Consider the following 26,082-nt stretch of genomic DNA (forward strand, 5'->3'; position numbering starts at 1 on the left):
GGGTCTCAGCATGTTGCTCCGTCCGCTTTCTCTGCTACTGACTACTCTTTTGGCTGGCTGCTCGGCATTATCGCCCGTCAACTGGCTAGTACCCGATGAAGGATATGAGCAGCTTGAGACTCAAGCTTACGGCGACTTGCCGCGCCAGCAGCTCGACATCTATCTGCCACAGAAGCTGGCATCTCAAGCACCTGTAGTGGTGTTCTATTATGGCGGCAGCTGGCGCAATGGCGAGCGCGCCAGCTACCGCTTTGTCGCTCAGGCGTTGGCCAGCCGCGGCATCATTACGGTGATCCCCGACTATCGTTTATTCCCGGAGGTACGCTACCCGGACTTTCTGCGCGACAGTGCCAAGGCATTGGCCTGGGTAAAAGCCCATCAGACTGACTGGCAAAAGCAACCAGGACCGCTGTTTATCATGGGGCACAGCGCTGGAGCCTACAATGCAGCGATGCTCGCGTTGGACCCACGCTGGCTGAAGCAGCAAGACCTCAGTCCGGATATGCTGAGCGGCTGGATCGGTCTGGCTGGCCCCTATGACTTTCTTCCGATCCGTAACCCCGACGTACGACCGGTGTTCTATCACCCGGTCACACCGGTTGATTCACAGCCACTGTTTCACGCACAGCCAGGCAGCCCGCCGGCGCTGCTACTAGCGGGTAGCGAGGATGACCTGGTAGACCCAAAGCGCAATACCGAGCAACTTGCGCAGGCTCTGGCAGAACAGAAGGTCTCAGTAGACAGTGAGATATTAAGCGGGCTGGGGCATATAAAGATATTGCTTACACTGGCAGCGCCCTTTCAGGATTGGGCACCGGTGATTCAACGCATCAGCTGCTTCGTTGACACTCAGGCAGACGCTGCTAATGCCAGGCCTGCACCGAGAGACTGCCCGCCCAGCGGCCGGGGGGCCATGTAATACAAATCACCCGCACTGCTCTCGCTCGCAGGGTAAGTCCGTGGCGAGCGCCTGAGCTTTATCAGCCAGGCGCACAAGCCTATTCGGCTACCTGACTCACCTGCTGGTAAGCCTGCGTGCCCCAAAGCGGGACGGTTGAAAGGCTGTGTTTAAAGCTGCCTGATGTTTCTTTGGTGGAGTAAGAAAGATACATCAGCGTCTGATTGGCGGGATCAAAGATGCGTCGCACCTTCATGGTCTTGAAAAATACGCTCTTGGATTTACGAAAGACGATCTCACCTGAATCGCTGCGATCAATTTGCGCTATCATCTCTGGCGTAATCTCGCCCGTCTGGCGGCAGGATATGGCGCTATCGCTCGGATCAGAAAAGCTCAGGTTGGCTTCAACCGAAGCAATGTGACAGGTGACCCCGGTTACCACCGGATCGACCATCGAGTTGAGTTTGATGTCCTTGAGCGTAAACACCCCCAGTGATACATCACCTACTTCGTTATCAGAACAACCGGTAAGCAAAGCCAGTACACCGGCAGCCACGAGTAGCTTCTTCATTATCACTCCCTGTTTTAATCGTCAGATTTATTCCAGACATTTTTCAATTCCAGACATTGGAACAGGATGTCTTTTATAAGTTGCATACGTCGACAGCAGGCACGACAAGGGGCCCAATCAATCCGACTTTTGCCCCGTTCGCTGACGGCCCTTGTGCAACCTGAAATAAAAAAGCTGCGCTCCCGGAACACAGGAGCGCAGCTTTGTTTTTAGCCAGGTAGCGCTTACATGCTTAGCGCCATGCTAACACCCGCCATACTAATCAGCGCGCCCAGTACCTGAACCGCGCGCTGCCAGTGACGCGCCTGCAGCCACTGACCGCCGAGCAGACCCAAGCCGTGCAGCGCAGCCGTGGCAAATGCAAAACCAAGGGCATAAGTCGCTGCCCCTGCAGCGGCCGGCATCTCTGCACCATGTGCATAACCATGGAACAGGGCAAAGCCGCTGACCAGCAGCGCGGCTGGCACCGTAGCGCCGCTACGCGCAAAGATCAGCAACATGCCCAGCACAATCACCGAGGCGACAATGCCCAACTCAACGCCCGGCAGGTGCATGCCTGCGATCGCCACACTGCCACCCAGCACCATGATCGACACAAAGAGCACCGGCAGTAACCAGCGCGCAGTTCCACCCAGCTTGGCGGCACAGAGACCAACAGCCACCATCGCCAACAGGTGATCCAGACCAAAAAGCGGATGGCTCAAACCGCTGACCAGGCCTGACGTGCCATGACCAGGGTGCGCGAACGCCATAGACGGTAAGAGTACCAGGCCGGCGGCAAAGGCGAGATTAGTACGAAGTGAAGACATGTCAGGCTCCTTGTTGGGTTTTGTCGGTGTCCGGCAGCGCCTTGAGCATGCCCTGGCGAACGATAAATTCAATGATATCTTCCACACCCTGACCACTTTTCAGGTTGGAGAAAACGAAAGGACGCTCACCGCGCATTTTTTTGGCATCACGATCCATTACCCCCAAATCGGCCCCCACCAGCGGCGCCAAATCGGTCTTGTTGATGATCAGCAGATCGGAACGGGTGATGCCCGGCCCCCCCTTGCGCGGAATCTTGTCACCAGCCGATACATCAATCACATAGAGCGTCAGGTCAGAGAGCTCGGGGCTGAAAGTGGCCGCCAGGTTGTCACCGCCACTTTCGACCAGCACCAGCTCCATTTCCGGATGCGTTTGCTGCAATTCGGCAATGGCGGCCAGGTTCATTGAGGCATCTTCGCGGATCGCGGTGTGCGGGCAGCCGCCGGTTTCCACCCCAAGAATGCGGTCTTCCGGCAATGCGTCATGGCGCAGCAGAAAGTCGGCGTCTTCGCGGGTATAAATGTCGTTGGTGATCACGCCCAGGTTGTAGTGCGGGTACAGGCGCTCGCACAGGATACGCACCAGGGCAGTCTTGCCGGACCCAACCGGTCCGCCGATGCCTACGCGCAAAGCAGGTCTGGTAGTCATGGATTAAAGCTCCTTATGATCGAAACAATCGGGTGTATTGGTGTTCATGCCGCGCACTGGCAAAGGCCAGCCCCGGCAAACCGGCGCCCAGCTCATCGCTTGGCAGATCGCGCGCTATTTCAATAACAGCGGGCAGGCTCGGCAAAATACGGTCAAGCAGCCGCTGGGCATCGGTCTGCCCCAGCGGAATCAATTTGGTTGCGGCGCCCACCTGATTTTCCAGCCAGCTCCAGAGCGCGCCTAGTGCTAGCGCATGGGCGCCGGTGTGCCAGTGCTGCCCTGCCATGGCCAGGCCGGTCATCAAGGCCAAGGGCTCGCCCGTTGGCCACTCCTGCGCCGCTGGCACGCCCAGCGAGCACATCAGCCGCAACAGAGCACCGCCCTGCTGACTGTCTTCCAGATAAAGTTCCGCTGTCTCGCGATTGGCCAGCAACCAGTCATTCCAGGAAAACAGCGCACCGTCATCAGCTCGTTCCAGCGCTTCGTACTGCCGCAGCAGCACCGGTATATCCAGCCGCGCCAGCGAATGCTCAAGCAGACCACCCAACCAGCCGGCGGCACTGTCGATGTCTGTCACCCAGCCCTGCTCGATGGCATATTCCAGACCTTGCGAATAGGCGTAACCACCAATCGGCAAAGCCGGACTGGCCAACTGCAATACCCGCAGCAGTGCCAGATCCGTCATGACTCTGGCCTCAGCCACGATCATGACCTGCCAGACGCAGGAAAGGTGCGGCGGGTGTGGCCACGCTGTGACTGTGGTTGTGATACGCGCCGGACTCTGGATTGAACGGCGCAGTAATCTGCTCTATCTCCATGCCAAAGCCGCGCAGCATGGCATCGAGCACGTGATCACAGAGATAGCGCAACTCGTTGGCACGTACCTCCAACGCTACATGGCGGTTCCCCATGTGATAGGCGGCGCGGGCCAGCAACAGCGCATCATCGCAATGCACGCGCGAGAGCTGTTCTGGCGCAGCGCTGATCATCAATACGCTGCCGTCATTACACTGCAATCGCTCGCCCTGCGCCAATACCCGGCCACGCGGCAGAAACAGGCCCACTTCAAGGCCGCCTTCAGTCTCGGCGCGCAAGCGGCTGCGGGTGCGCAGTTCATACGACAGCTCCAGCACATGATCGTGGCCGCCCTCGCCCTCTAGCCATTCATGACATTCCAGCATTCAGTCCTCCTAAAACATAAAATCCACAACAGACAACGCAACGCTGCCTGATCAAAATAAGTAGTAGCGCTGCGCCAATGGCAAGTCAGTAGCCGGCTCGCACAGCAGCTCGACACCATCGGCCTTGACCACATAGGTCTGCGGATCAACGCTGATGTCTGGCTGATAGTCGTTGAGCTTCATGTCGGCCTTGCTGATGGTGCGGGTATTGCGTACCGCTTCCAGTCGGCGGCTCAAGCCCAGCTTGTCAGCGATACCAGCATCAATCGCCGCCTTGGACACAAAGGTCACGCAGGTACTGTCCATGCCTTTACCAAAAGCGCCGAACATCGGCCGGTAATGTACTGGCTGCGGGGTCGGGATCGAGGCATTGGGATCGCCCATGGGCGCTGCAGCAATAGAGCCACCCTTTAGAATGAGGCTGGGCTTGGTACCAAAAAACGCAGGTTTCCACAAAACCAGATCAGCCAGCTTGCCAACTTCGATCGACCCCACTACATCCGACAAGCCCATCGTGATCGCCGGGTTGATGGTGTACTTGGCGATATAGCGTTTGGCGCGCGCATTATCGGACCAGTCATCATCACCGTCGAGCGGTCCACGTTGCACCTTCATTTTGTGCGCAGTCTGCCAGGTGCGGGTAATCACCTCACCAACGCGGCCCATAGCCTGAGAGTCCGACGAGATCATGCAGAAGGCGCCCAGGTCATGCAGGATGTCTTCGGCGGCGATCGTCTCGCGGCGGATGCGCGAGTCAGCGAAAGCCACATCTTCAGCGATCGCTGGGTCCAGGTGATGGCAGACCATCAGCATGTCCAGATGCTCGTCAACGGTATTGATGGTGTAAGGCCGCGTCGGGTTAGTCGACGATGGCAAGACGTTGGACTCACCACAGGCCTTGATGATATCCGGGGCGTGACCGCCGCCCGCGCCTTCGGTGTGATAGGTATGAATCACCCGGCCCTTGATAGCCGCCAGGGTATCTTCAACAAAGCCTGACTCGTTCAGGGTGTCAGTGTGAATAGCCACCTGCACGTCATAAACGTCGGCTACGCTCAGGCAACAGTCGATAGCCGCCGGTGTGGTACCCCAGTCCTCGTGCAACTTGAGACCCATCGCGCCAGCCTCAATCTGCTCTTCCAACGCGTCTGGCAGGCTGGCATTACCCTTGCCCAGAAAACCCAGGTTCATCGGAAAGCACTCAGCCGATTGCAACATCTTGCCGATGTGCCAGGCACCCGGCGTACAGGTGGTGGCATTGGTGCCGGTAGCCGGACCAGTACCACCGCCAATCATGGTGGTGACACCCGACATCAGCGCCTCTTCAATCTGCTGCGGGCAGATAAAGTGAATGTGCGCGTCAATACCACCGGCGGTAAGGATCATGCCTTCGCCGGCAATAATTTCGGTACAGGGCCCGATAATGATGTCGATACCGGGTTGAATGTCCGGGTTACCCGCTTTGCCGATGGCCTGAATGTTGCCATCCTTGAGCGCCACGTCGGCCTTGATTACACCCCACCAATCGAGAATCAGGGCATTGGTAATAACCGTATCCGGGGTATCCGTGCGGGTACGCTGGCTCTGGCCCATGCCATCACGAATCACCTTGCCGCCGCCAAATTTCACTTCCTCGCCGTAGCGGGTCATGTCCTTTTCTACGCTGATCCAGAGTTCGGTATCGCCCAGGCGTACCCGGTCTCCGGTCGTCGGGCCATACATTTCGGCATAGGCCTGTCTGCTGATTTCCATTTGTCGCTCCTGTCAAAACCCGGTTTCAGAGACTGCCCATGACATCGCCACGGAAGCCATATACCTTGCGCTCACCCGCCAGGGCGACCAGTTCCACTTCGCGGCTTTGGCCCGGCTCAAAACGGACCGCCGTGCCGGCGGCGATGTTCAGGCGAAAGCCACGCGCGGCGGTGCGGTCGAACTGCAGCGCCGGATTGGTCTCCGCAAAATGGTAATGCGAGCCCACCTGTACTGGCCGGTCACCGCTATTGGCAACGCTGATCACGATGGTTTCGCGACCTTCATTGAGCTGCAATGAACCCGGCCGGGTCTGCACTTCTCCTGGAATCATGTCAGTTCTCCTCAGGGAATCGGGTTATGGACAGTGACCAACTTGGTGCCGTCCGGGAAGGTAGCTTCCACCTGCACCTCGGCCAGCAGCTCGGCAATACCGGGCATCACCTGCTCGCGAGTCAGCAGCGTGCGGCCGTAGCTCATCATCTCGGCCACGCTGCGACCATCGCGAGCGCCCTCCATGATGGCGGCGCTGATATAGGCCATCGATTCGGGGTAATTCAGTTTCACCCCACGTGCCAACCGACGTTCAGCCAGCAAGGCTGCGGTAAACAGCAGGAGTTTGTCTTTTTCGCGCGGTGTCAGCTCCATGAAACGGGCTCCATTCAGGTATTCCAGATACGGGGTGGGCAGGCAGCGCGACCATTGATCAGCGGGCGCAGGTGCTGCCACAAACGAATAAACGTGTTACGTGCATGCTCAGCCTCTAGGCCGATATAGCGACCGATCAGCAAGCCGTTCCGCTGAGTCAGCGCCAACTGCGGATAATCCGCAAAGGTCTCGCGCAGATCATCCATCTGTTGGCGATCCAACTGCAGTGTAGCCATCCAGGTGCCACTGACACCGGCACCCGCCAGCCCCCAGCGTGCATCCAGCAGAGGCTCACCGCCAATAAAGTGATTACGCTCAATATAGATTGGACGACCATCGCGCCATACATCCAGCCGCTGCTCCACCGCGCCATGGCTAAAGCGCTCATCCGCCGCAGGGCGACCCAGGCAAAGCAGATCCCACGCGCAGCAACGAGCGTCGCCGCTCAGATCAATACGGGTGATCAGCTTGGCGTTACAACCTTCAAAGGCAATGGTGTCCTGCGGCAAGTACTCCAGGCTACTGCCGGCAGCCAGCGTAAAGCGGTTGTGCTGCACCTGAAAGGTGCCGTTGTCGCGCGCGCGGTAGCACTTGCCCGATGAAGGTGTGGTCAGCAAGGCATTCGCGCCCGGCTGCACATCCGCCTGCAGACGTAGCGTATCGCCACTGACCAAGCCACCGGGCGGATGCAGAATATATAAATGAGGGCAATCAATCCCTTCGGGGTAAAACGGGCGCTGTATGCGCAATGGTCCACGATGGCTCGTGTGCGCCAACTGAGTGCGCTCGCCGCTGCGGGTGAACCCCAGGCTCAATCCTGCCTGCCAGTTCAGCGCGCTGTCATGCTGCTCAAGGTGCCAGGCTACTGTCATCCGTGCTGTCCAACCGTGTAATGTGGCCAATTACAGAGCAAGTGCCATGCCAGCCAACCGCCCTGATATTTCGCGGCGTGCCCGACAAGGGGTCACGACACCATGCACCATAAAAGAACACTGACCATCTGGACAGCATTTCAGCGCACCATCATTGGGCATAATTTGAAACCTATTAGCCATTGTAACTGGCTGCCAATCTGGTAACGTCAGCTGACCAGCGTCCTGCTGGGCATGCCTTTTGTAATCTCACAACGGTTTGAATCAAACTCTAGAAAAGGAGTAGTGCCGCTCGCCATGAACAAATCCCCTGCCATCGTAATGACACGCTTGGATGTACAGCGCCTGGAAAAGGTGCTCGACAACATGCAGGCACCGCTGGACCTGCTCGAAGCACTCGAAGATGAAGTGCTGCGCGCCCGCGTGGTTAGCCACAAACGCATAGCCAGTGATGTGGTAACCATGAACTCCACGGTGCGCTTTATCGATGAGGCCAGCGAGCGCGAATTCGTGCTAACGCTCGTTTATCCCGAGCAAGCAGGACGACCAGGCACCATCTCTATTCTGGCGCCAGTCGGTATTGCGCTGCTAGGTTTGAAGGTAGGCCAGAGCATCAACTGGCAAGGTCCACAGGGTCGCCCGCTGAAGCTGAAGATCATGGATATTGTCTATCAGCCGGAAGCCAGCGGCGACTTTCACCTGTAGCCCGCAAAGGCGCCCGTCGCTATCAGCGGGCGCCGCTTCACAGCAGATTACTCCGCTGGATCGGGGCTGTCATGACTCAGCTCAAGACTCGCACGCTCGGTCCATTCTTCGCTTAACTCTGCTTTAACTGACACACCCAACTCTTTGAAATCATTAACCTGTTTCACCAGATTCGCACGACCCCCCAATAGCTGATCCTTGGCTTTTCGGTAAGCGTCCGAGGCCTTATCCAGGCTCTTCTCGATGTTATCCATACTGCCCAGGAAGGTACGTAACTTGTCGTGAATTTTGCTTGCACGTTCGGCGAGTTCGGCGGTATGGCGATTCTGATCCTCAAAGCGCCAGAGCTGACGTACGATATTCAGGCTGGTCAGCAGCGTGGTCGGCGTGGCCACCAACACATTCTGTTCAATCGCTTTCTGGAACAGGGTTTCGTCCGCTTTCAGCGCCTCGACAAACGCCGACTCAATCGGGATGAACATAAACACCATTTCTGGTGCGTTGAGCCCCGGCAAATCAAAATAGTTACGATCCGACAATTCGCGAATACGCTGGCCGATGGCGTGCACATGCTCGCTCAGCGCGACTCGGCGCTCGGTATCATCTTCACTATTGATATAGCGCGTGTAGGCGTTCAGTGACACCTTGGCATCAATGATCAGATGCTTGTCCTGCGGCAGGTATACCAGCACGTCCGGTCGCTGACGCTGCCCTTCGCTATTGGTCATGCTGACTTCACGCTTGAAGTCGATCCCGGCGCGCAATCCCGAGCGCTCCAGCACATTCTCCAGAATCAGTTCACCCCAGTTGCCCTGGGTCTTCTTCTGCCCACGCAGCGCAGTACTGAGGTCATGCGCTTCCTGAGTGATCTGCAGGTTCAGATCCTTCAGGTGTTTGAGCTCGGCGGACAAGGTCGCCTGCTGCTGCACATCCTTATGGTGGATGTCTTCAACCTTGCTGCGGAACTGATCAATCTGCTCACGAAACGGCTTGAGCAGCGCGTCCAGTGATTGCTGGTTCTGCTGCGAAAACGCCTGGCCCTTGGCTTCAAATATCTTGCCGGCCAGTTGCTCGAATTCCATTTTCAGTTGATCGCGGCTGTCCTTGAGCAGTTGCTGCTGTTCACTGAAGTGCTGCTGGCGTTGCTCCAGGCTGCTTTGCAGGGTGGAGTGCTCCACCTTCAACTGCTCATGCTCGTGCTGCAGAGCATCCAGTCTTGCGCGCAGCTGATCGCGCTCAGTGCGCAGTTCATCGACCTGCCGACCCTGCTCGCGGCTCAGGGTTTGTGCGCGCTCAGCCTGCAACTGCCATTCCTGGCCCTGACTCTGCGCATTGCTCAGGCGCTCGGCCTGTTGCTGCAGCTGCTGCCGCAGGTCGTGCAGCGTCTCCTGCATATGCTCATTACGTGCCTGTAACCCACTGTGTTGTGTGTCCTGCTGGTGCAACTCCAGTTGCACTTCCTGCAACTGCTCACGCAGCAACGCCTGCTGCTGCTGGCTCTGCGCCAACTCGTCACGCAGGGCACTCTGACGGCGCAGCAATAACGCAGCGGTCAACGACCAGCCGAGCAGCAAGGCAATACAAATAAAAGGGTACAGATCAGGTAGGTCAGACAGGGGCATGCAGTTCTCCTTGGATTACCCTTATTATCCATGCCCCGCCGCCGCTTTAAAATGGCTGATCGCAGGCTTGGCGTGAATAGCCAAGCCTGCGATGCATTTTGTGCGGCCAGTGACTACTTGCTACGCAAGGATCCCAGAATCCCGCGGACGATGGCCCGGCCCGCCTGCGTGCCCACTGAGCGCATGGCGCTGCGACCAAAGGAGCGAAACATGTCACTTAGCTCCTGACCGATCGACTTACCGGCACGCGGCTTGCGCGCCTGGCTCTGTGGTGTAATGCTCGGCTTCTCTTCAGACAGCGCTTTATCCGCTCTCTCCTGCAGTACCTCATAAGCTGACTCGCGATCCACCGTCTGATCATAAACACCCGCCAGCGGTGAGCCCTTGACCAGAGCCGCGCGCTCAGGCTCATCAATCGGGCCCATCTGACTATCGGGTGGGCGAATCAGCACCCGCTGCACTATGCTCGGTGTGCCCTTGGCGTCGAGCACCGACACCAGGGCTTCGCCTACGCCCAGTGCCGTGATGGCACTCTCGGTATCCAGCTCAGGGTTGGCGCGAAAGGTTTGCGCCGCCGCCCGCACCGCCTTCTGATCGCGCGGAGTGAAGGCCCGTAGCGCGTGCTGTACACGGTTACCCAGCTGGCCAAGGATGGTATCGGGAATATCCAACGGGCTTTGGGTCACGAAGTAGACGCCCACACCCTTTGAGCGGATCAAGCGCACCACCTGTTCGATGCGGTCAACCAGCGCCTTGGGGGTGTCCTTGAACATCAAATGGGCTTCATCAAAAAACAGCACGAAGCGCGGTTTATCCGCATCCCCTACTTCAGGAAGCTGCTCGAACAATTCAGACAGCAACCACAGCAAAATGCAGGAGTAAGCCAGCGGGCTATCCTGATACAGCTTGGCCGCATGCAGCACATTAACCACACCCTGGCCGTGCTCGTCGGTCTGCAGAAAGTCATCCAGACTGATGGCCGGCTCGCCAAACAGCCGCTCGCCACCCTGCCCGTCCAGACGCAACAAGGAGCGCTGAATCGCACCCAGACTGGCAGCCGATACATTGCCGTATTTGGCGCCCAATGCAGCGCGCTGTTCGTGCAGATAAATCAGCATGGAGCGCAGATCTTTTAGATCCAGCAGCAGCCAGCCGTTGTCATCTGCCACGCGAAACAGAATATCGATGATGCCGCTCTGGGTTTCGTTGAGGTTCAGCAGGCGCGACAAAAGCACCGGACCCAGCTCCGCGATAGTCAGGCGGAGTGGATGGCCATGCTCACCGAATACATCCCAGAACACGGTCGGCGCGCCGCGCAGCGTCATGGTGCCCAAGCCCACCTTATCCGCCCGTTTCTGCAGTTTTTCACCCGGCTTTCCGGCCTTGGCGATACCGGAGAAATCGCCCTTGATATCCGGCACCAGCACTGGCACCCCCAGCTGTGAAAAGCTCTGCGCCAGCACCTGCAACGTAATGGTCTTGCCGGTGCCGGTCGCTCCGGCGATCAGGCCGTGACGGTTCGCCATACTCGGTTCAATGGCCACGCTGGCCACGTCATTGCCGCCAATCAGTAATGGCGGTACGTGCAATTCTGGCATCAGCCATCACTCCCTGGGGTCACTTTGAAAGGCTCTCATTGCGCTACCGCATTATGGCTCGCCTCGCATTGCTTGCAAGCGCCCAATCTGACGCCACCCCCCATTAGGGGGGTATAGCAGGCAAGAGCACAGTCATAGAGTCGAGCAAGTGATGCTCAGCTTGATAGTACCGTGAGCGTCATTTGCCAGGGATCACTAATAAAAACAAGCGCCCGGCGCGAGGAATGTCATGACAAATACAACAACAAGAAAGGTCTTGAGGAACACACTGAAGCCGCTGGTCGTCGCGGTAGCCATGGCTTCAGCAATGCCGGCCCATGCAGTTCGCTTTGATCTGGGCGAAGTTCAAGGCCAGTTCGACTCACAAATGTCGATCGGTGCCAGCTGGGGTACCAGCAACATAGATGATGACCTTGTCGCCGCGAATAACGGTGGCAACGCCAACGCACTCAACTCTGACGACAACCGACTGAACTTCGACAAGGGAGAAACCTTCTCCAAGATATTCAAGGGCATCCACGATCTGTCACTGCAATACGGCGACACAGGTGTCTTTTTGCGCGGCAAGTACTGGTACGACTTTGAGCTCAAAGACGAGCACCGCAACCTCTACGATATCAGCGATGACAACCGCAAGGTTGGCGCCCAGTCATCCGGCGTTCAGCTGCTTGATGCCTTCGTCTACCACAGCTTCAGTATCGGCGATAAACCAGGCTCTATTCGCGCAGGTAAGCAAGTAGTGAGTTGGGGCGAAAGTACCTTTATTCAGAACGGTATCAACTCCATCAACCCGATTGACGTAGCGGCGTTTCGCCGTCCGGGCGCAGAAGTAAAAGAAGGCCTGATACCGGTCAACATGCTCTATCTGTCACAGAGCCTGACCGACAATCTGGGCATTGAAATGTTCTACCAGCTGGAATGGGACCAGACCGTACTCGACAACTGCGGCACCTTCTTTTCCTTTACCGATACCGTCGCCGATGGCTGCAATTATGTCGGTGTGGGTGGCAGCCAGAACGGCAAGGATGGTAGTCCTATTTTTGCCTATGTGCCGCGCGCCGCAGATCGTGACGCGCGCGATGACGGCCAGTTCGGCGTGTCACTTCGCTACTTTGCCGAGAATTTGAACCAGACCGAATTCGGCTTCTATGCCATGAATTACCACAGCCGGAACCCGATCTACAGTACCAGCACTAACGGTGTAGCTTATCCAGCCGCGGTTCCTGTCTCGCAATTACCTGGCGTCAACGCGGGCGGATCCTATTTTATCGAGTATCCGGAAGACATTCGTATGTACGGGGTGAGCTTTCAGACCAGCCTGGGTACCACCGCCGTCTCGGGTGAAATCAGCTACCGCCCCAACCAGCCACTGCAAATCAGCAGTAATGACCTGACTGCTGCGGTACTGGGGGCATCCAACCCCGCTACTGCAAGGATTGAGGCCAATGGTGATCTACACGGTTACAAGCGACTACCGGTCACCCAGGCGCAGGTTACCGTGCTGAACTTCATCGATAACGTATTGGGCGCCGAACGCCTGACATTGATTGGCGAAGTCGGCTACAACCACATCAGCGGAATTGATAGCAGCCTGGGAGAGCTGCGCTTTGGCCGCGATTCACTCTACGGGTCTGGTGATCTGACCACACCTGGCGCCTGCGCCGCCAGCAACACCGCTGATCCGTCTACCTGCACCAATAGCGGCTTCTATACCGATAACTCATGGGGCTACCGCGCGGTTGCCTCGCTCGACTACAACGGTTTTGCCGGTGTGGCACTCACCCCCGCACTTGCGTTCTCCCACGATGTTGACGGCTACGGCCCCAACTTCAATGAAGGTGCCATGGCCGCCAACATAGGTCTCACTGCGGTCTACAACAATAAATACAACGCCAGCATCAACTACACTAATTTCTTCGGTGGTGACTTCAATGCCAATACCGATAGGGATTTTGCGGCAGTTAGCGTCGGCGTTAACTTTTGAACACAATGGAGAAATACATGAAATCAATAAGAAAACTAAAACTCCAGACCATGGCTATGCTAGCCCTGAGCAGCCTGGCGCTGTCTGTATCCGCCGCCGTTACGCCTGACAAGGCCGCCACCCTGCAGACCACGCTCACGCCTTTGGGTGCAGAGCGCGCTGGCAACGCCAGCGGTACCATTCCCGAGTGGACCGGCGGCATGGCAACAGATGCTGCCGCGGTAGACGAAGACGGCTTTTACGGCGACCCCTTCGCTGGTGAGCAGCCGCAATATGTCGTTACTGCAGCCAACATGGAGCAGTACAAGGACATGCTCACCGACGGCCAGAAGGCCATGCTCAGCCGCTACCCTGAGACCTATAAACTGCGCGTATTCCAGACCCGTCGTAGCGCAACGGTACCCCAGGAAGTCTTTGCTGCAGCCGCACGCAACGCGGTAAATACCAAACTGGCCTCCGGTGGTAACGGCTTGGAGAACTTCGATACCGCCTATCCTTTCCCCATTCCCGAGAGCGGCGTGGAAGTCATCTGGAACCATATTACCCGCTACCGTGGCGGTAGCTTCACCCGCACCATCGCCCAAGCTACCCCGCAGGCGAACGGCTCCAATACCTATGTAGTGCTGCAGGATGCCTTCAGCTTTGCCACCGCGCTGACGGACTACGGCCCAAAAATCTCCGACAACCTGATGTTCTATTTCACGCAACGCGTTCTCTCGCCCTCTCGCCTGGCAGGTGACGTGCTGTTGGTCCACGAGAACATCGACCAGGTTAAGGAGCCTCGCGCCGCCTGGCTGTATAACGCCGGCCAACGCCGCGTGCGCCGCGCGCCTCAGGTTGCCTATGACGGCCCAGCGCTGAGTGCCGATGGTACCCGCGTATCGGATAACTACGACCTGTACAACGGCTCACCCGATCGCTACGAGTGGAAGCTGGTGGGTAAACGCGAGCTGCTGATTCCCTATAACAACTTCGCCATCGCCAAGCGCGATGTGGCATACGACGACATCATTCAGAAGGGGCATATCAATCAGGATATGGTGCGCTATGAAGTGCACCGCGTCTGGGAAGTGGAAGCCAACCTGCGCGAAGGTCAACGGCATATCTATGCCCGTCGCCACTTCTTCATCGACGAGGATAACTGGCAAGCAGGTGAAATCGACCATTACGATGGCCGCGGGGGTCTCTGGCGTATTGCTGAAGCCATGGCCCTGCAGCGTTTTGACAAACAGGTACCCGGCTACGCGATCGAGACGCTATACGACTTGCAGAGCGGTCGCTACATGGCACTGGGCATGACCAACGAAGAGCGTAAGAACTACGATTTCAGTTTCACCGCCTCTTCAGCTGACTTCACCCCTAACGCCCTGCGCGCCTCGGGTATTCGTTAAACCTTTGTAAACACCGAGCACTACCAAGCCCCTGTCGTTTCCGCTGCTCCGGGCGACAGGGCAACCTTCTTTGAGCTTCAAGCTGCAAGCGACAAGCAGCAAGTTAAAACCCTAACCCACCACCCCCGCAGTTGCAGTTGCAGTTGCTTCTAGCTTCTAGCTTTCGGCTTTTAGCTTGTAGCTTGTAGCTTGTAGCTTGCGCAAGCCTAGCCCTGCTGCAACATCACCGCCGCCTGAGCCCGACTCTCCACTTTCAATTTGGCAAAAATACTCTTCATGTGCGACTTGATGGTTTCCGGCGTTACGCTCAAGTCCTTGGCGATTTGCTTGTTGGATTTACCCTCAGCTACCAGTTGCATGACCTGGCGCTCTTTCACCGTCAATGCCAGTAGCGCTGAGCACCCGGCCTTGTCCTCATCAGCATCGCCTGCATGACCAAAAAGCGCCGTCACCTCTGCCCGCCAATTCGCGGGGATATAAGGTGTGAGCGTCGCACAGGCCTGAGGTATGCCAATATCGCGCAATAAGCACACTGCACCAGTGTCACGAACCACCTCCAACGCCTCTATCAGCAGTGCTTCACTGCGTTGGTCTTGTTGGCTGGCCAAATAAAAACCCAGTGCCACCCCCAACTCTGCCACCATTAACCAATACTGCCGTTGGCGTAGCTCTGTCAGCAAAGCCTGTGCATCAGTGACCAGCTCTGCACGCACCGGCTGCCCGTTAAGCCCCAACCAAAGCTCAGCTAGCAGGGCGAAGAGCCACCGATCCACGCCGCCATCATCCAGGCTCATAGCACGTATTTGCTGTAGCTCGCGCAAACAGCCCGCAGCCTCACGAACCCGCTCACCTTGCAAGCAGCTGCGTACTCGCTCCATCAGCGCCCAGGATTGTAATCGCGGCCATTCACGCACCTGCGCCAGGCTAGACATCCGCTCCAGAGTGCGCCTGGCTCGACCCGGATGGCCCTGTTGCACCTGCAACCGCGCAGAGGTAACAAAGGCATGGGCAATGCAATCCAGAAAGCCCCCCATATCGATGTAATCCATACACCCCTGCAGGTAGTGGGTCGCCTGCGAGGCGTCACCCCGTAAATAGTTAAAGTGCGCAAGCAAGGCATTGGGTAGCGCCAGCAGAACAGGATTGGGTTTGGCCAGGCCATCAGAGAAACTGAGGTCGATGCGCTCGACCAGCGCTAGCAGTCCGTCTAGCGCACAAGCAACGCGACCCTGCAGCCCCTCCGCCAGCGCCGTCAATGATTGCCGATAGCACTCGTGCAGAAAATACCCCCGATTACCATCCTGCGCATCAAGGGTCGGCGGCAATTGATAAAAAGCGTCCCAGTTCGCCTGCCGCAGCAGACTGCCGCTCATCAGATTAAGCAACACGTTGGTAATCCAGGGCCGCGTTGCACTGGACTCATAACAGACCCGCGCCCAAGGTCCTGAGCGCATATTATGGTCGGCCAAGCCCAACAACATGGCCTGCAGCGATTGCACCTCCCAATAGATGGGTGAGCTTTTGCCCTGGTCAGGCAGCCCCCCGAGTTCAGTTTCAATCTGTTTGGCCAACCTCAGCGCAGGTCCTATCTCCAGCGCCAGCCCCATTGCCCAGGCACGCGCCATCTTCAGAGGCAACGGGCACTCGGCCGGTTGGAGTTTCCAGTGTTTTTCCAAAATGACCAGGGTGGTGAAGTCGCCTTGTTCTATCAGGGTAGTAGCGCAATGCTCAATCCAGAGTTTGACCTGCCACACCTCGCCACTCTCAAGACCTAGCCGAATTGCATCCAACCAAAGCTTGCGCTCAGCAAACCAGTCTGCGGCATGCGCCATCACCGCACGGGCTTCGGCCTCATGATGACGCAGGTAGGCCTTTTTCAGATGCTCGCGAAACAGCGGATGCAGGCTGAACCAGGTTTCCTCCGGATCGAGTGCAGAAACAAACAGCTGCCGTTGTTGCAGCAAATCCATCAGCGCTGTAGCTGCTCGATGCCCCAACAGCGTACTTAGCAAACCAGCACTGAACTTCTCCAACAGCCCCAGCAGGTAAAGCGGCTTGCGCACCGACTCATCGAGATGCCCAATCACATCATCAAACAGGTTGCAGATACTGCGCGGCGTAATACGCGCTACCGTGTGGCCAGGCGTCAACAGGAAGGCACGCAATGCGGCGATCCAACCTTCTGCCGATTCCTGAATACAGAGAACATCATTCGACTGCTGCGGCTCGAAGCCGGCCTTGCGCAATAAATCACGCGTCTCTTCCAACTCGAAACGCAGCTGATTACCGTCGATCTCAAGTAGATCATCAGCGTATAAATGCGTGAGCAAGGCCGCCGGCAATTCGTTTCGACTGATGAACACCAGATGAACGTGCGGCGGTGCGCGCTGCAACAACACGTGCAAGGCCTCTACCAGCACCTCATCGTCGATACAGTGGAGATCGTCAATAAAAAGAGTAATGGGCTCCACACTCTGGCTTAGCTCATTGATGAGCAGACCAACCAGAGTTTCGCTGGAAAAGAAGGTCAGCTCGGCGCGCAGACTCATACAGGATAAACCCAGCGCCGGATTCGCCTGATTCAGAGCCGCCGCAATATAAAACAGCAGGCGCTGAGCTGAATCATCCTGCGCATCCAATGACAACCAGGCCACGGCATGCGACTGGGCCAGTAGCACTTCTGCCCAAATACTGGCCAATGTGGTCTTGCCAAAACCCGGTGGCGCCTTGAGGATTGCCAGGCGGCGCTCATGCAGCAAGGCAGCATGCTGCTCCAGGCGCGGTCTTGGTAAAATACCGCGCCCACGACGCGGCGCTGTGATTTTGGTTTTCAGTAGCAGAGGTGCGTCACTGCCCTGCGCCCCAGGTGCGGCTGCAGGAATGTTCTGCGCATCGAATCTGATGTTCATGAACTACTCGCTGAACACGTATCGCTGGACCCACACTGAAAATCCGCGTTAGCAACGTAGCTTCAGGTTTTTCCGCGATCTATTGTTATTGTTGTCGCCAAGGCGGCTCACCGAGCAGCCTTGGGTCAGCATAGCAGGCATGAAAAAGACGGCGGGCCAAAACAGGGCTGACGCCGTTATCATAAGATTTGGTGATATTAGAGTAAAGACTCTAAGCCAGTAGACCACAGGACGGGCTGTCCTGTGGTCATAACCGACGCAGGTTATTGCTTAGCGCTATTTATCCAGCTGTCGTATTCACGCTGCATGATGTAAAGGCGTATTTGCTTCGCTTCTTCGCTGCTGAGACTGTCTCCGAAGCTAGCCATACCGTTAGCCTGATAGGCACCGTGCAGCACAATGGCATCCCAGGCCTCGCGCACGGCATCACTGCTATGACGCAGGTCGGGCAGCACACCGCCACCTACAACGCCAACACCATGGCAGACTGCGCAGTACTGAGAATAGAGCGTTTCGCCAGCCGTAAGGTCAGTTGCCGCGGCCACTACCGGTTCCGGCGTGCGCCCACTACCCGGCACGGCAGCCAGAGTTGGCAATTGCTGATTAGCTCCCAGCTTGAACACCAGCATGCGGCTGACGTTGCGCACGCCCGTCGCGACTGCAGCATCACCGCCAATGAGCGCGCCGGAACCGCCCCAGCCTGCCATCAGGGCGACATACTGCTCACCATTGTGCAGATAGGTCATGGGTGCCGCGATAACCCCCGTTTGTGCATCAAACTGCCACAGTAGCTGGCCCTTGTCGGCGCTGTAAGCCTCCAGCTGCCCAGCAGAGGTGCCTTGAAATACCAGATTGCCCGCAGTGACCAGGGTACCGCCATTCCAATGATTGGGACGCTCGACCCGCCACGCCGCCTGCTGCTTGACCGGGTCCCAGGCGAGCAGAGCCCCGGCAGTGTATTCGCGCGGCAGCTCTTTTATCTCGGAGGAGCCGGCAGCGGTATTGAAGGCGCGCTTACGCACAAAACTGCCCGCTTCATTGGTATAAGTGCCGGGTATTTCCTGATAAGGGATATACACCAGCTTGGTCAGCGGACTGAACGACATGGAGTGCCAATTGTGCGCTCCCAGAGGGCTCGGCCACATCACCAGCGTTTCTTTCTGATAGCGCGCATCGGCCGCCTCGACAGGCCGACCAGTCGCCATATCAATGCGCTCGGCCCAGGTTACCTTGCCGAACTTCTCGGCTGACAGCAGCTCGCCAGTGGCGCGATCGAGCACATAGAAGAAGCCGTTTTTTGGTGCCTGCATAATGACCTGACGCGCCTCACCATCAATCTCCAGTTCAGCCAGCGTCAGCTGCTGAGTCGCAGTAAAGTCCCAGGAATCACCCGGCGTGACCTGATAGTGCCATACCAGCCTGCCGGTCTCGGGCTTGAGCGCGAGAATAGACGACAGGTAAAGGTTATCGCCGCCACCGGGGCTGCGTACTTCGCGGTTCCAGGGCGAGCCGTTGCCGGTACCGACATATAACAGATCGAGGTCCGGATCATAGGCCATACTGTCCCAGGCGGTCCCGCCGCCGCCCATCGACCAGTCGGTATCCTTGCTCCAGGTTTCCAGCGCAGCATTCAGCTCCGGGTGCTCCTGTGGCTGCGCCGGGTCGCGCGGAACGGTATAAAAGCGCCAGCGTAATTCTCCGGTAGCCGCGTCATAGGCAGAGAAATAGCCACGCACACCAAATTCGGCACCACCGTTACCAATCATCACCATATCCTTGAGCACCCGTGGTGCACCGGTGATGGTGTAAGGCTGGCTATTATCCGTGGTTTGTTGCGTCCAGACCGGTTGACCGGTTTTCGCATCCAGCGCAATCAGGCGGCCGTCCAGCGTGCCAACATAGACCTTGCCTTGCCATAACGCCACGCCGCGATTGACCGCATCGCAGCAGGCGTCGCGGCCCTTCGCTTTATCGACCTGCGGATCATAACTCCAGAGAATCTGCCCGGTCCCCGCGTCCACAGCCATCACCCGGCTCCAGGATAACGAGGTGTAAAGCACACCCTCGTGATACAGCGGGGTTGCCTCCAAACCACGATTGTTGTCGAGGTCAATCGACCAGGTCAGCCCCAGTTTGTCGACGCTCTCAGTATCAATCTGCTGCAAAGGACTAAAGCGCTGCTGTGCCCAGGTGCGGTCGTAGCTAAGCCATTCCGTGCCGTCGCTTTCCAGCGCCCGCATCGCCGCTTCATTTACCTCTGCCGCCTGCGCGGCAGCAGCCCAGCCAAGGCTGGCGAGGCCAAAGCCAGCCAAACGCAGCAATGGGCCCAGGCCCTTGGTCATATAAGTCATGGTTTTCTCTTTATTATTCTGCTGTACATGACTCAGATGCTAGCCAGCGCACCAGCCAATGATTACCCCCCTTGTGGGGGGTATGGCCACCGGAACCAACCAGCTGAAAACCGGCCCTCACCACCACTTGTTGCGCCGCTACCTCAGCGAACGACACACAGCCCAAGCACCAAGAGTGCCAGACTCGCCTATCTCGTCTCACTCAGGTTGTACCGCGTTTCAAGTACGAAAGATGAAAGTTTAAAAAGCGAGTAACTCTATTAGCGCACAACACAATATCAAACTGATATTGGCCAGCCGAAAACGTAAAGAAAAATAGAGCAAGCGGCAGTACATCTGCCAGACAAAACGGACCCAAGTCACGAAACCTAAACTTCTCACCCATTCAGGCTAGTTCAAAAAACACTATTTAAAGTTAGCGTCATCACCTAGGAGCAAAGGCGTTTCTCAACTTACTCACTCGCAACAAAAAGCAAACAACTTTAATAATAAAGGAACCACCATGAACAGATTTGCACTCAAGTTTAGTGTACTTACTTTGGGCATCGCGCTGTCTAGCGCGGCACTGGCAACCAATCCAGGCGGAGGCGGCGGTGGCAGCTCAGATCCAACCGGCACAGGTTTCCCCGGGGTCACTGACTTTGCAGCATCAGGGTCCTTCACAACCACCAACGGCAGTGCCGGTTTCAGTTGCACCGTTTACCGTCCCAGCACACTGGGTGCCAATAACCTCAAGCATCCGATCATTCTCTGGGGCAACGGCACTGGCGCCTCACCCAGCACCTATTCAGGGCTACTATCCCACTGGGCCAGCCAAGGTTTTGTGGTAGCTGCAGCCAACACCTCAAATGCGGGTACCGGTGAAGCCATGCTCGACTGCCTGGACTACCTGACCACCCAGAACAACCGGACGACGGGCACCTATGCCAATAAGCTAGATCTCAACCGCGTGGGCACTGCGGGCCACTCACAAGGGGGTGGCGGCACTATTATGGCCGGCCGCGACTCACGTATCAGCGCTACGGCGCCATTCCAGCCGTACACCATCGGGCTTGGGCATAACAGCTCATCACAGAGCAATCAAAGTGGGCCCATGTTCCTGATGTCCGGCAGTGCAGATACCATCGCCAGTCCTACGCTCAATTCGTTGCCGGTGTATAGCCGCGCGAACGTACCCGTCTTTTGGGGCGAGCTGGACGGCGCTAGCCACTTTGAGCCCGTAGGCAACGCAGGGGATTTTCGCGGCCCTGCTACCGCGTGGTTCCGTTACCACCTGATGGAAGATCAGAGTGCTGGGGATCTTTTTTACGGCAGCAACTGTGCGCTTTGTACCGATAACGATTGGGAGGTACGCCGCAAAGGTATCAACTGATTTTTAATAACCTGCAGCACCCGCGGAGTAGTCAACAGCTACTCCGCCTTTCTTATCCCATTTAGATACCTGGTGAAAATCCCAACCCTGCTTTATTGAATTAGCAACAATCTTCGTACAGAGCCAATCTGCATAGTTACATCAAAGTTAAAAACATGATCGGACATAAAAAACGGTACTTAAAACATTCCACCCGAATAGGTGAGTTCATTTAATAAACAGAGCACCTATCGTTGTTAGCCAGTGCTGACAGGCCAGCGACTCCAGCCTGGTCATCACCCTTACAACAATGAATCAACACAAGGAATGTCCCATGAACGCACCCGCATTCAAGCTAGCAGCCCTGACACTCGGCATGGCGATTTCCAGTATTGCTCTGGCGACCAATCCAGGCGGCGGCGGTGGAAACGGCAACCCAACCGGTAGCGGCTTTCCAGGTGTATCCAGCTTCAGTGCAGATGGTCCCTTTGCTACCACCAACGGCAGTGCTGGATTTAGTTGTACCGTATATCGCCCCCGCACCTTGGGCGCCGATGGCGTCAAACATCCCATCATCGTCTGGGGCAACGGTACAGGTGCATCGCCGACCACCTACCGCTCACTGCTTGACCATTGGGCAAGCCATGGCTTTGTTGTCATTGCCGCCAACACATCGAACCCAGGCACAGGCACCCAGATGCGCGGTTGTATTGACTATATCGTCGATCAAAACAACCGCAGCACCGGCACCTATGCCAATAAACTGGACATCAATCGCATTGGCGCTGCCGGGCACTCCCAAGGTGGGGGTGGCAGCATCATGACCGGCCAGGATTCACGCGTCAGCGTCACTGCACCCTTTCAGCCTTACACCATCGGACTTGGCCATAGCCGCAGTTCACAATCAAACCAGAATGGACCTATGTTCCTGATGACCGGTGGCGTGGATGTTATTGCCGGTCCTACGCTCAACGCACTGCCCGTCTTCAGTCGCGCGAACGTACCCGTGTTTTGGGGCGAGCGCCGCACCGCCAGTCACTTCGAGCCAGTCGGCAATGGCGGCGACTTCCGCGGGCCATCCACCGCCTGGTTCCGCTATCACCTGATGGATGACCAGTCAGCCGAGAGCGTGTTCTATGGCAGTAACTGCGGCCTGTGTAATGACTTTGGCTGGGAGGTGCGCCGCAAAGGCATCAACTAAGCAGCAATAACAACGCCGAAAGCTCTCTGTCGGCAGCGGTGTCGAGCGGCCAGCTACTCTTTTGTAGTTGGCCGTTTTTTCATCCCGCCCCTGTCTCAAAAGCGACAGATCAAGCGTTCTGCCTGTTGTATTCTTAGCCCAAAGCCGACAACAGGAGCGTTGTAATGACACAACAAACGAACAAGGTCGCACTGGTTACCGGTGCAGGCAGTGGCATTGGCCGGGCCAGCGCTCTGGCGCTACTAAGCGCCGGTTACCAAGTCGTCATGACCGGGCGCCGCATGAGCACACTGCAGGCTTCGCTGCAGGACGCAGGTAACCTCGCAAACAATGCATTACTGATCGAATCTGATGTGCGCGACCCCGACTCGGTGGTCGCTCTATTTCAACAGATCCAGGCGCAGTTCGGACGGCTCGACCTGCTGTTCAATAATGCCGGCACCGGCGCACCTCCGGTTTTGCTGGAAGACATCAGTTTCGAGCACTGGCGTGCCGCAATTGATACCAACCTCACTGGCGCGTTTCTGTGTACCCAGCAGGCGTTCAAACTGATGAAGGCGCAAGATCCAATGGGAGGGCGCATTATCAATAACGGCTCCATCTCGGCCCACGCGCCCCGCCCCAACTCAGCCCCTTACACCGCATCCAAACACGCCATGACCGGACTCACCAAGTCCACCTCTTTGGACGGCCGCAAATACAACATCGCCTGCGGTCAGATCGATATTGGTAACGCTGCAACCGAGATGGCGGCCCCCATGCAACGCGGCGTGCCACAAGCGAATGGCGAAATCGCAGCTGAGGCTGTGATGGATGTAGAGCACGTAGCACAGGCCGTGGTGCAGATGGCTGAGCTGCCGCTGGAAAGCAACATTCAGTTTATGACCATCATGGCGACTAAAATGCCGTTTATTGGGCGCGGATAGTTACTTATGCGCTACTCCAAGGTGCAAGTCAGCACATAGCTCCAAAGCCAAGTGCCAAACTTAACACTCGAGCGGGTCCGCTGCTTTAACGCTTGGCAACAGGCCCGCTGTCACCACCCTCGTTCCGCACAGCAGCAATACAGGCACACTTCGATATACCGCTCACCAGTCAGACGCTATCGCCCCTCGTCTTCAAGAAAGTGATCAACTGACATCGTCCGAGCACGATACAAATCGCATCAAAAAACAAAAATGCTTACTCAACTTGCCAGATCAACAAGATGAAACTTGTCGACAAATGAGCATAAAGTCGCATTTACATCTCATTAACAGGTGATTCAAGATCGGGACACTTTCCTTCTTGGTATCACCATTGTTACCATGGCGCCTATATAAAGATTCACATGAACAGGCAGGTAAGAAAATGAGCACCCAGCAGACCCCCCTGGCGATGGCACTGTCCAAGCGCAAGTCCGACGAACGTGCAACGCCGCTAAGCGCCTTCCGCATGGCACGCAGCTGGTGGCTTGAGGGGCGTCGCCTAAACTTGTCACTGCTGGCAGAAGAACTCGGCATCGGCCGCGCCACCCTGATGCGCTGGGTAGGTAACAAGGATCTGCTGATGGGCGAAATTCTCTGGTCGCTGTACAAGCGCATCTACGATGAAGCCATCGCGCGAGCTGATCAAACCCCAGACCTCGACGGGATTGACTACCTCACCCAGATCTACACCGATATCAACATTGCCTTGATCAACGCCAAACCCATGCACGACTTCCTGCAAGCGGAGCCGCAGTGGGGCCTGCAACTACTGACATCACGCGTGTCGGGCCTGCATGAAAGGCTAATGGAGACCTGGCGCAAAATGTTTGAAGAGCAAATCAAGGCAGGCAAGATCAAGCCCGAAATGGATGCAGAGAGCCTGGCGCTCTATATCGTCAAGATCGGTGAAGGGGCGATTTATTGTGACCTGATCTGCGCGCGCAAACCTGATCCTACACCTGCAGCTACCGCTTTCCGCCTGCTGGTTAACGGTCATCAGGCGTAAAGTAGGTTACTGACGCCGTAGCGGCCAATCGATAATAAAAGCCGCACCGCCCAAATCACGTGACGCTTCTACCCTGGCGTCACCATCGTGCCAGTAAACCACTCGACGCACGATTGACAGGCCCAAACCATAGCCGCCACTCGCCCGGGTGCGGCTGTCGTCAAGGCGCAAAAAGGGGGTAAAGATATGCTCGCGGTACGCCTCAGGTATACCAGGACCGTCATCCTCGACTGTGATCTGACACCGACCGCCCTTTACTCGCGTGACTACCTTTACTCGGCCAGCCGCGTGCCTGGCCGCATTGCTGACCAGATTGGTAACAGCGCGGTGCAAATACCGCTTTTCCGCATCGACCCAGCATGCTCGGCCGCGTGAGCGATCTGAAAACTCAATACTGACCTGCGGGTTAATGGGTGCTAATTCAGCCAACACCTGCTCAATCACAGCTGGCACATCCACTGGCGCTAATACCAGGGCCGGAGCGCTCTGCTCCAGCCGCGCATAGGTCAGAATCTCATCGACCAGCTTATCCAGCTCGGTCAAATCGCCATCCATGCTCTCAAGATAGCGCTTGAGCGCGTCTTCGCCTTCGGCGCTCTCGACCATCTCCAGGCCAAAGCGTAGGCGCGCCACAGGCGTGCGTAGCTCGTGGGAGATAGCCCCTATCATCTCCCGCTGGATACTCATCAGACTTTGCAGGTGGCGCGCCATATCATTGAAGGCACGAGCCAAGCTGCCTACCGAATCGTTACCGATGACTTCCGCGCGGGCATCCAGATTACCGCGCGTAATATGCAGAGCGGCTGACTCCAGGTTCATCAACCGCTGCTCCAGTTGCCGAACCAATAGATAGATCAGCAAGCCGCTGAGTGAGAGTGCCAGCAAACCGGTAATCAGCAGCATCTCGGTCGGGTAGTCCTGCATCTGGTAGACCGGCCCCATGCTTAACACCCACTGGGTGTCCGGGATCTTCATGTACATCATGACCGCGTTGCCTTCTGGCCCCAGACTGAGCACCGTATCAAACTCGTCGAGCCGGCGCATTTGATCGGCATCCAGGTCCGCCTCGGCCAGACGTGTCAAACGCAGTGGGTAGCCAAACCCTTTATCGCGCCGCAGCTCAGACAACCAGCGCGGCATTTCGGTATCCGGGTGACGCACCAGTTCATCGGCGATCAGAAACAGGGTGGCGCGGCCCAGTTGCTCGGAAATCCGTTGAATGTCGGCGGTCAGCACGACCTCTTCAGCCAGATCAACCAGGCTGTAAACGCGCACATTACCTGGCCCTTTGCTGCGCGCCAGTACCCGACCACGAATCAGCCGCGACCAGCTGCTGGACTCGAGTTGCAGCGAGTCCAGCGAGTTGAGCTCCAGCGGCACCCCAATCAGACGTGACCAGACCGCCAGCGCCTTTTGCCGCTCGGCAGTGTCCATGGGCTCAAGGTTATCCGCCATCAACCGAAAGGTGCCGGTGGCCATACGCTCGCGATAGTCTTCGGCGCGCACATCGTTGACCATGCGAATGCTGATCAACGCCAAACATGAGACCGCAATCAGCACCAACAGCATGCCGCCATAGATGCGGATAAAAATGGAGTTCACTGCGGTTCCGATGCGGA

General features: G+C 57.0%; 22 protein-coding genes. 8 read left to right on the plus strand and 14 right to left on the minus strand.

Annotated features, from left to right (window positions below; genetic code table 11):
• Positions 1-13 precede the first annotated feature (13 nt).
• Positions 14-919, plus strand: coding sequence for an alpha/beta hydrolase (locus EF096_RS09860; RefSeq protein ID WP_372237885.1), 906 nt, complete (start codon positions 14-16; stop codon positions 917-919).
• 79 nt (positions 920-998) lie between these two features.
• Here the strand turns inward: EF096_RS09860 and EF096_RS09865 are convergent, their stop codons facing one another.
• The 9 genes from EF096_RS09865 to EF096_RS09905 form a co-directional block, all read right to left on the minus strand.
• On the minus strand, positions 999-1,469 hold the full coding sequence (locus EF096_RS09865; protein ID WP_123889456.1) for a CreA family protein: 471 nt from the start codon (positions 1,467-1,469) through the stop codon (positions 999-1,001).
• A gap of 224 nt (positions 1,470-1,693) precedes the next feature.
• Positions 1,694-2,278, minus strand: a complete 585-nt coding sequence (locus tag EF096_RS09870; RefSeq protein WP_123889457.1) for a HupE/UreJ family protein — start codon at positions 2,276-2,278, stop codon at positions 1,694-1,696.
• A gap of 1 nt (position 2,279) precedes the next feature.
• Positions 2,280-2,927, minus strand: a complete 648-nt coding sequence (ureG, locus tag EF096_RS09875) for an urease accessory protein UreG (RefSeq protein WP_123889458.1) — start codon at positions 2,925-2,927, stop codon at positions 2,280-2,282.
• Positions 2,928-2,940: 13 nt separating this feature from the next.
• Complete coding sequence (locus EF096_RS09880) at positions 2,941-3,612, minus strand: urease accessory protein UreF (protein ID WP_123889532.1); 672 nt, start codon at positions 3,610-3,612, stop codon at positions 2,941-2,943.
• Between the two features lie 10 nt (positions 3,613-3,622).
• Positions 3,623-4,108, minus strand: a complete 486-nt coding sequence (gene ureE / locus EF096_RS09885; protein WP_123889459.1) for an urease accessory protein UreE — start codon at positions 4,106-4,108, stop codon at positions 3,623-3,625.
• A gap of 51 nt (positions 4,109-4,159) precedes the next feature.
• The gene (gene ureC / locus EF096_RS09890) at positions 4,160-5,860 is read right to left on the minus strand and encodes an urease subunit alpha (RefSeq protein ID WP_123889460.1); all 1,701 of its coding nucleotides are present in this window, start codon (positions 5,858-5,860) and stop codon (positions 4,160-4,162) included.
• 25 nt (positions 5,861-5,885) lie between these two features.
• Complete coding sequence (locus EF096_RS09895) at positions 5,886-6,191, minus strand: urease subunit beta (protein WP_123889461.1); 306 nt, start codon at positions 6,189-6,191, stop codon at positions 5,886-5,888.
• An 11-nt stretch (positions 6,192-6,202) separates the two neighbouring features.
• Entirely contained in the window at positions 6,203-6,505 is a 303-nt protein-coding gene (ureA, locus tag EF096_RS09900; protein WP_123889462.1) for an urease subunit gamma, read from the minus strand.
• A gap of 14 nt (positions 6,506-6,519) precedes the next feature.
• On the minus strand, positions 6,520-7,377 hold the full coding sequence (locus EF096_RS09905; RefSeq protein ID WP_123889463.1) for an urease accessory protein UreD: 858 nt from the start codon (positions 7,375-7,377) through the stop codon (positions 6,520-6,522).
• Positions 7,378-7,674: 297 nt separating this feature from the next.
• Between EF096_RS09905 and rnk the strand changes: the two genes are divergently transcribed.
• Positions 7,675-8,082 carry a nucleoside diphosphate kinase regulator gene (gene rnk, locus EF096_RS09910; protein ID WP_123889464.1) on the plus strand — a complete coding sequence of 136 codons (408 nt, stop codon included), beginning with the start codon at positions 7,675-7,677 and terminating at the stop codon, positions 8,080-8,082.
• Between the two features lie 47 nt (positions 8,083-8,129).
• On the opposite strand, the gene rmuC is transcribed toward rnk, so the two are convergent.
• Both rmuC and EF096_RS09920 read right to left on the minus strand, forming a co-directional pair.
• Positions 8,130-9,704 (minus strand): DNA recombination protein RmuC, encoded by a 1,575-nt coding sequence (rmuC, locus tag EF096_RS09915; RefSeq protein WP_123889465.1) that lies wholly within the window; start codon positions 9,702-9,704, stop codon positions 8,130-8,132.
• Positions 9,705-9,817: 113 nt separating this feature from the next.
• Entirely contained in the window at positions 9,818-11,302 is a 1,485-nt protein-coding gene (locus EF096_RS09920) for a helicase HerA-like domain-containing protein (protein ID WP_123889466.1), read from the minus strand.
• A 229-nt stretch (positions 11,303-11,531) separates the two neighbouring features.
• On the opposite strand from EF096_RS09920, the gene EF096_RS09925 reads away from it, so the two are divergent.
• Positions 11,532-13,286: a DUF1302 domain-containing protein gene (locus EF096_RS09925; RefSeq protein ID WP_123889467.1), complete on the plus strand. Its 1,755-nt coding sequence runs from the start codon at positions 11,532-11,534 to the stop codon at positions 13,284-13,286.
• A gap of 17 nt (positions 13,287-13,303) precedes the next feature.
• The gene (locus EF096_RS09930; protein WP_123889468.1) at positions 13,304-14,677 is read left to right on the plus strand and encodes a DUF1329 domain-containing protein; all 1,374 of its coding nucleotides are present in this window, start codon (positions 13,304-13,306) and stop codon (positions 14,675-14,677) included.
• Positions 14,678-14,883: 206 nt separating this feature from the next.
• Here the strand turns inward: EF096_RS09930 and EF096_RS09935 are convergent, their stop codons facing one another.
• Entirely contained in the window at positions 14,884-17,586 is a 2,703-nt protein-coding gene (locus tag EF096_RS09935; protein WP_123889469.1) for a LuxR C-terminal-related transcriptional regulator, read from the minus strand.
• Between the two features lie 263 nt (positions 17,587-17,849).
• Entirely contained in the window at positions 17,850-19,937 is a 2,088-nt protein-coding gene (locus EF096_RS09940) for a PQQ-dependent dehydrogenase, methanol/ethanol family (protein WP_235869697.1), read from the minus strand.
• Positions 19,938-20,439: 502 nt separating this feature from the next.
• On the opposite strand from EF096_RS09940, the gene EF096_RS09945 reads away from it, so the two are divergent.
• From EF096_RS09945 to EF096_RS09960, 4 genes are all read left to right on the plus strand, one after another.
• Positions 20,440-21,309: an alpha/beta hydrolase family protein gene (locus EF096_RS09945; protein ID WP_123889470.1), complete on the plus strand. Its 870-nt coding sequence runs from the start codon at positions 20,440-20,442 to the stop codon at positions 21,307-21,309.
• 313 nt (positions 21,310-21,622) lie between these two features.
• On the plus strand, positions 21,623-22,489 hold the full coding sequence (locus EF096_RS09950) for a poly(ethylene terephthalate) hydrolase family protein (RefSeq protein ID WP_123889471.1): 867 nt from the start codon (positions 21,623-21,625) through the stop codon (positions 22,487-22,489).
• Between the two features lie 164 nt (positions 22,490-22,653).
• A complete protein-coding gene (locus EF096_RS09955; protein ID WP_123889472.1) occupies positions 22,654-23,415 on the plus strand; it encodes an SDR family oxidoreductase in 762 nt (253 codons plus the stop codon).
• A 424-nt stretch (positions 23,416-23,839) separates the two neighbouring features.
• Complete coding sequence (locus EF096_RS09960) at positions 23,840-24,463, plus strand: QsdR family transcriptional regulator (protein WP_123889473.1); 624 nt, start codon at positions 23,840-23,842, stop codon at positions 24,461-24,463.
• Positions 24,464-24,469: 6 nt separating this feature from the next.
• Here the strand turns inward: EF096_RS09960 and EF096_RS09965 are convergent, their stop codons facing one another.
• On the minus strand, positions 24,470-26,065 hold the full coding sequence (locus EF096_RS09965; protein ID WP_123889534.1) for an ATP-binding protein: 1,596 nt from the start codon (positions 26,063-26,065) through the stop codon (positions 24,470-24,472).
• Between the last annotated feature and the right edge of the window lie 17 nt (positions 26,066-26,082).

Source organism: Pseudomonas neustonica (assembly GCF_003797945.1).
In the GTDB taxonomy this organism is placed as follows: domain Bacteria; phylum Pseudomonadota; class Gammaproteobacteria; order Pseudomonadales; family Pseudomonadaceae; genus Halopseudomonas; species Halopseudomonas neustonica.

Excerpts from the sequence above, each read along its gene's own strand:
- EF096_RS09905 (WP_123889463.1), bottom strand. The coding sequence starts at position 7,377 with ATGACAGTAGCCTGGCACCTTGAGCAGCATGACAGCGCGCTGAACTGG.
- EF096_RS09870 (WP_123889457.1), bottom strand. The coding sequence starts at position 2,278 with ATGTCTTCACTTCGTACTAATCTCGCCTTTGCCGCCGGCCTGGTACTC.
- rmuC (WP_123889465.1), bottom strand. The coding sequence starts at position 9,704 with ATGCCCCTGTCTGACCTACCTGATCTGTACCCTTTTATTTGTATTGCC.
- EF096_RS09940 (WP_235869697.1), bottom strand. The coding sequence starts at position 19,937 with ATGACTTATATGACCAAGGGCCTGGGCCCATTGCTGCGTTTGGCTGGC.
- ureE (WP_123889459.1), bottom strand. The coding sequence starts at position 4,108 with ATGCTGGAATGTCATGAATGGCTAGAGGGCGAGGGCGGCCACGATCAT.
- EF096_RS09925 (WP_123889467.1), top strand. The coding sequence starts at position 11,532 with ATGACAAATACAACAACAAGAAAGGTCTTGAGGAACACACTGAAGCCG.
- EF096_RS09945 (WP_123889470.1), top strand. The coding sequence starts at position 20,440 with ATGAACAGATTTGCACTCAAGTTTAGTGTACTTACTTTGGGCATCGCG.
- EF096_RS09960 (WP_123889473.1), top strand. The coding sequence starts at position 23,840 with ATGAGCACCCAGCAGACCCCCCTGGCGATGGCACTGTCCAAGCGCAAG.
- EF096_RS09865 (WP_123889456.1), bottom strand. The coding sequence starts at position 1,469 with ATGAAGAAGCTACTCGTGGCTGCCGGTGTACTGGCTTTGCTTACCGGT.
- EF096_RS09950 (WP_123889471.1), top strand. The coding sequence starts at position 21,623 with ATGAACGCACCCGCATTCAAGCTAGCAGCCCTGACACTCGGCATGGCG.
- EF096_RS09895 (WP_123889461.1), bottom strand. The coding sequence starts at position 6,191 with ATGATTCCAGGAGAAGTGCAGACCCGGCCGGGTTCATTGCAGCTCAAT.
- EF096_RS09880 (WP_123889532.1), bottom strand. The coding sequence starts at position 3,612 with ATGACGGATCTGGCACTGCTGCGGGTATTGCAGTTGGCCAGTCCGGCT.
- ureG (WP_123889458.1), bottom strand. The coding sequence starts at position 2,927 with ATGACTACCAGACCTGCTTTGCGCGTAGGCATCGGCGGACCGGTTGGG.
- ureA (WP_123889462.1), bottom strand. The coding sequence starts at position 6,505 with ATGGAGCTGACACCGCGCGAAAAAGACAAACTCCTGCTGTTTACCGCA.
- ureC (WP_123889460.1), bottom strand. The coding sequence starts at position 5,860 with ATGGAAATCAGCAGACAGGCCTATGCCGAAATGTATGGCCCGACGACC.
- EF096_RS09935 (WP_123889469.1), bottom strand. The coding sequence starts at position 17,586 with ATGAACATCAGATTCGATGCGCAGAACATTCCTGCAGCCGCACCTGGG.
- EF096_RS09955 (WP_123889472.1), top strand. The coding sequence starts at position 22,654 with ATGACACAACAAACGAACAAGGTCGCACTGGTTACCGGTGCAGGCAGT.
- EF096_RS09920 (WP_123889466.1), bottom strand. The coding sequence starts at position 11,302 with ATGCCAGAATTGCACGTACCGCCATTACTGATTGGCGGCAATGACGTG.
- rnk (WP_123889464.1), top strand. The coding sequence starts at position 7,675 with ATGAACAAATCCCCTGCCATCGTAATGACACGCTTGGATGTACAGCGC.
- EF096_RS09930 (WP_123889468.1), top strand. The coding sequence starts at position 13,304 with ATGAAATCAATAAGAAAACTAAAACTCCAGACCATGGCTATGCTAGCC.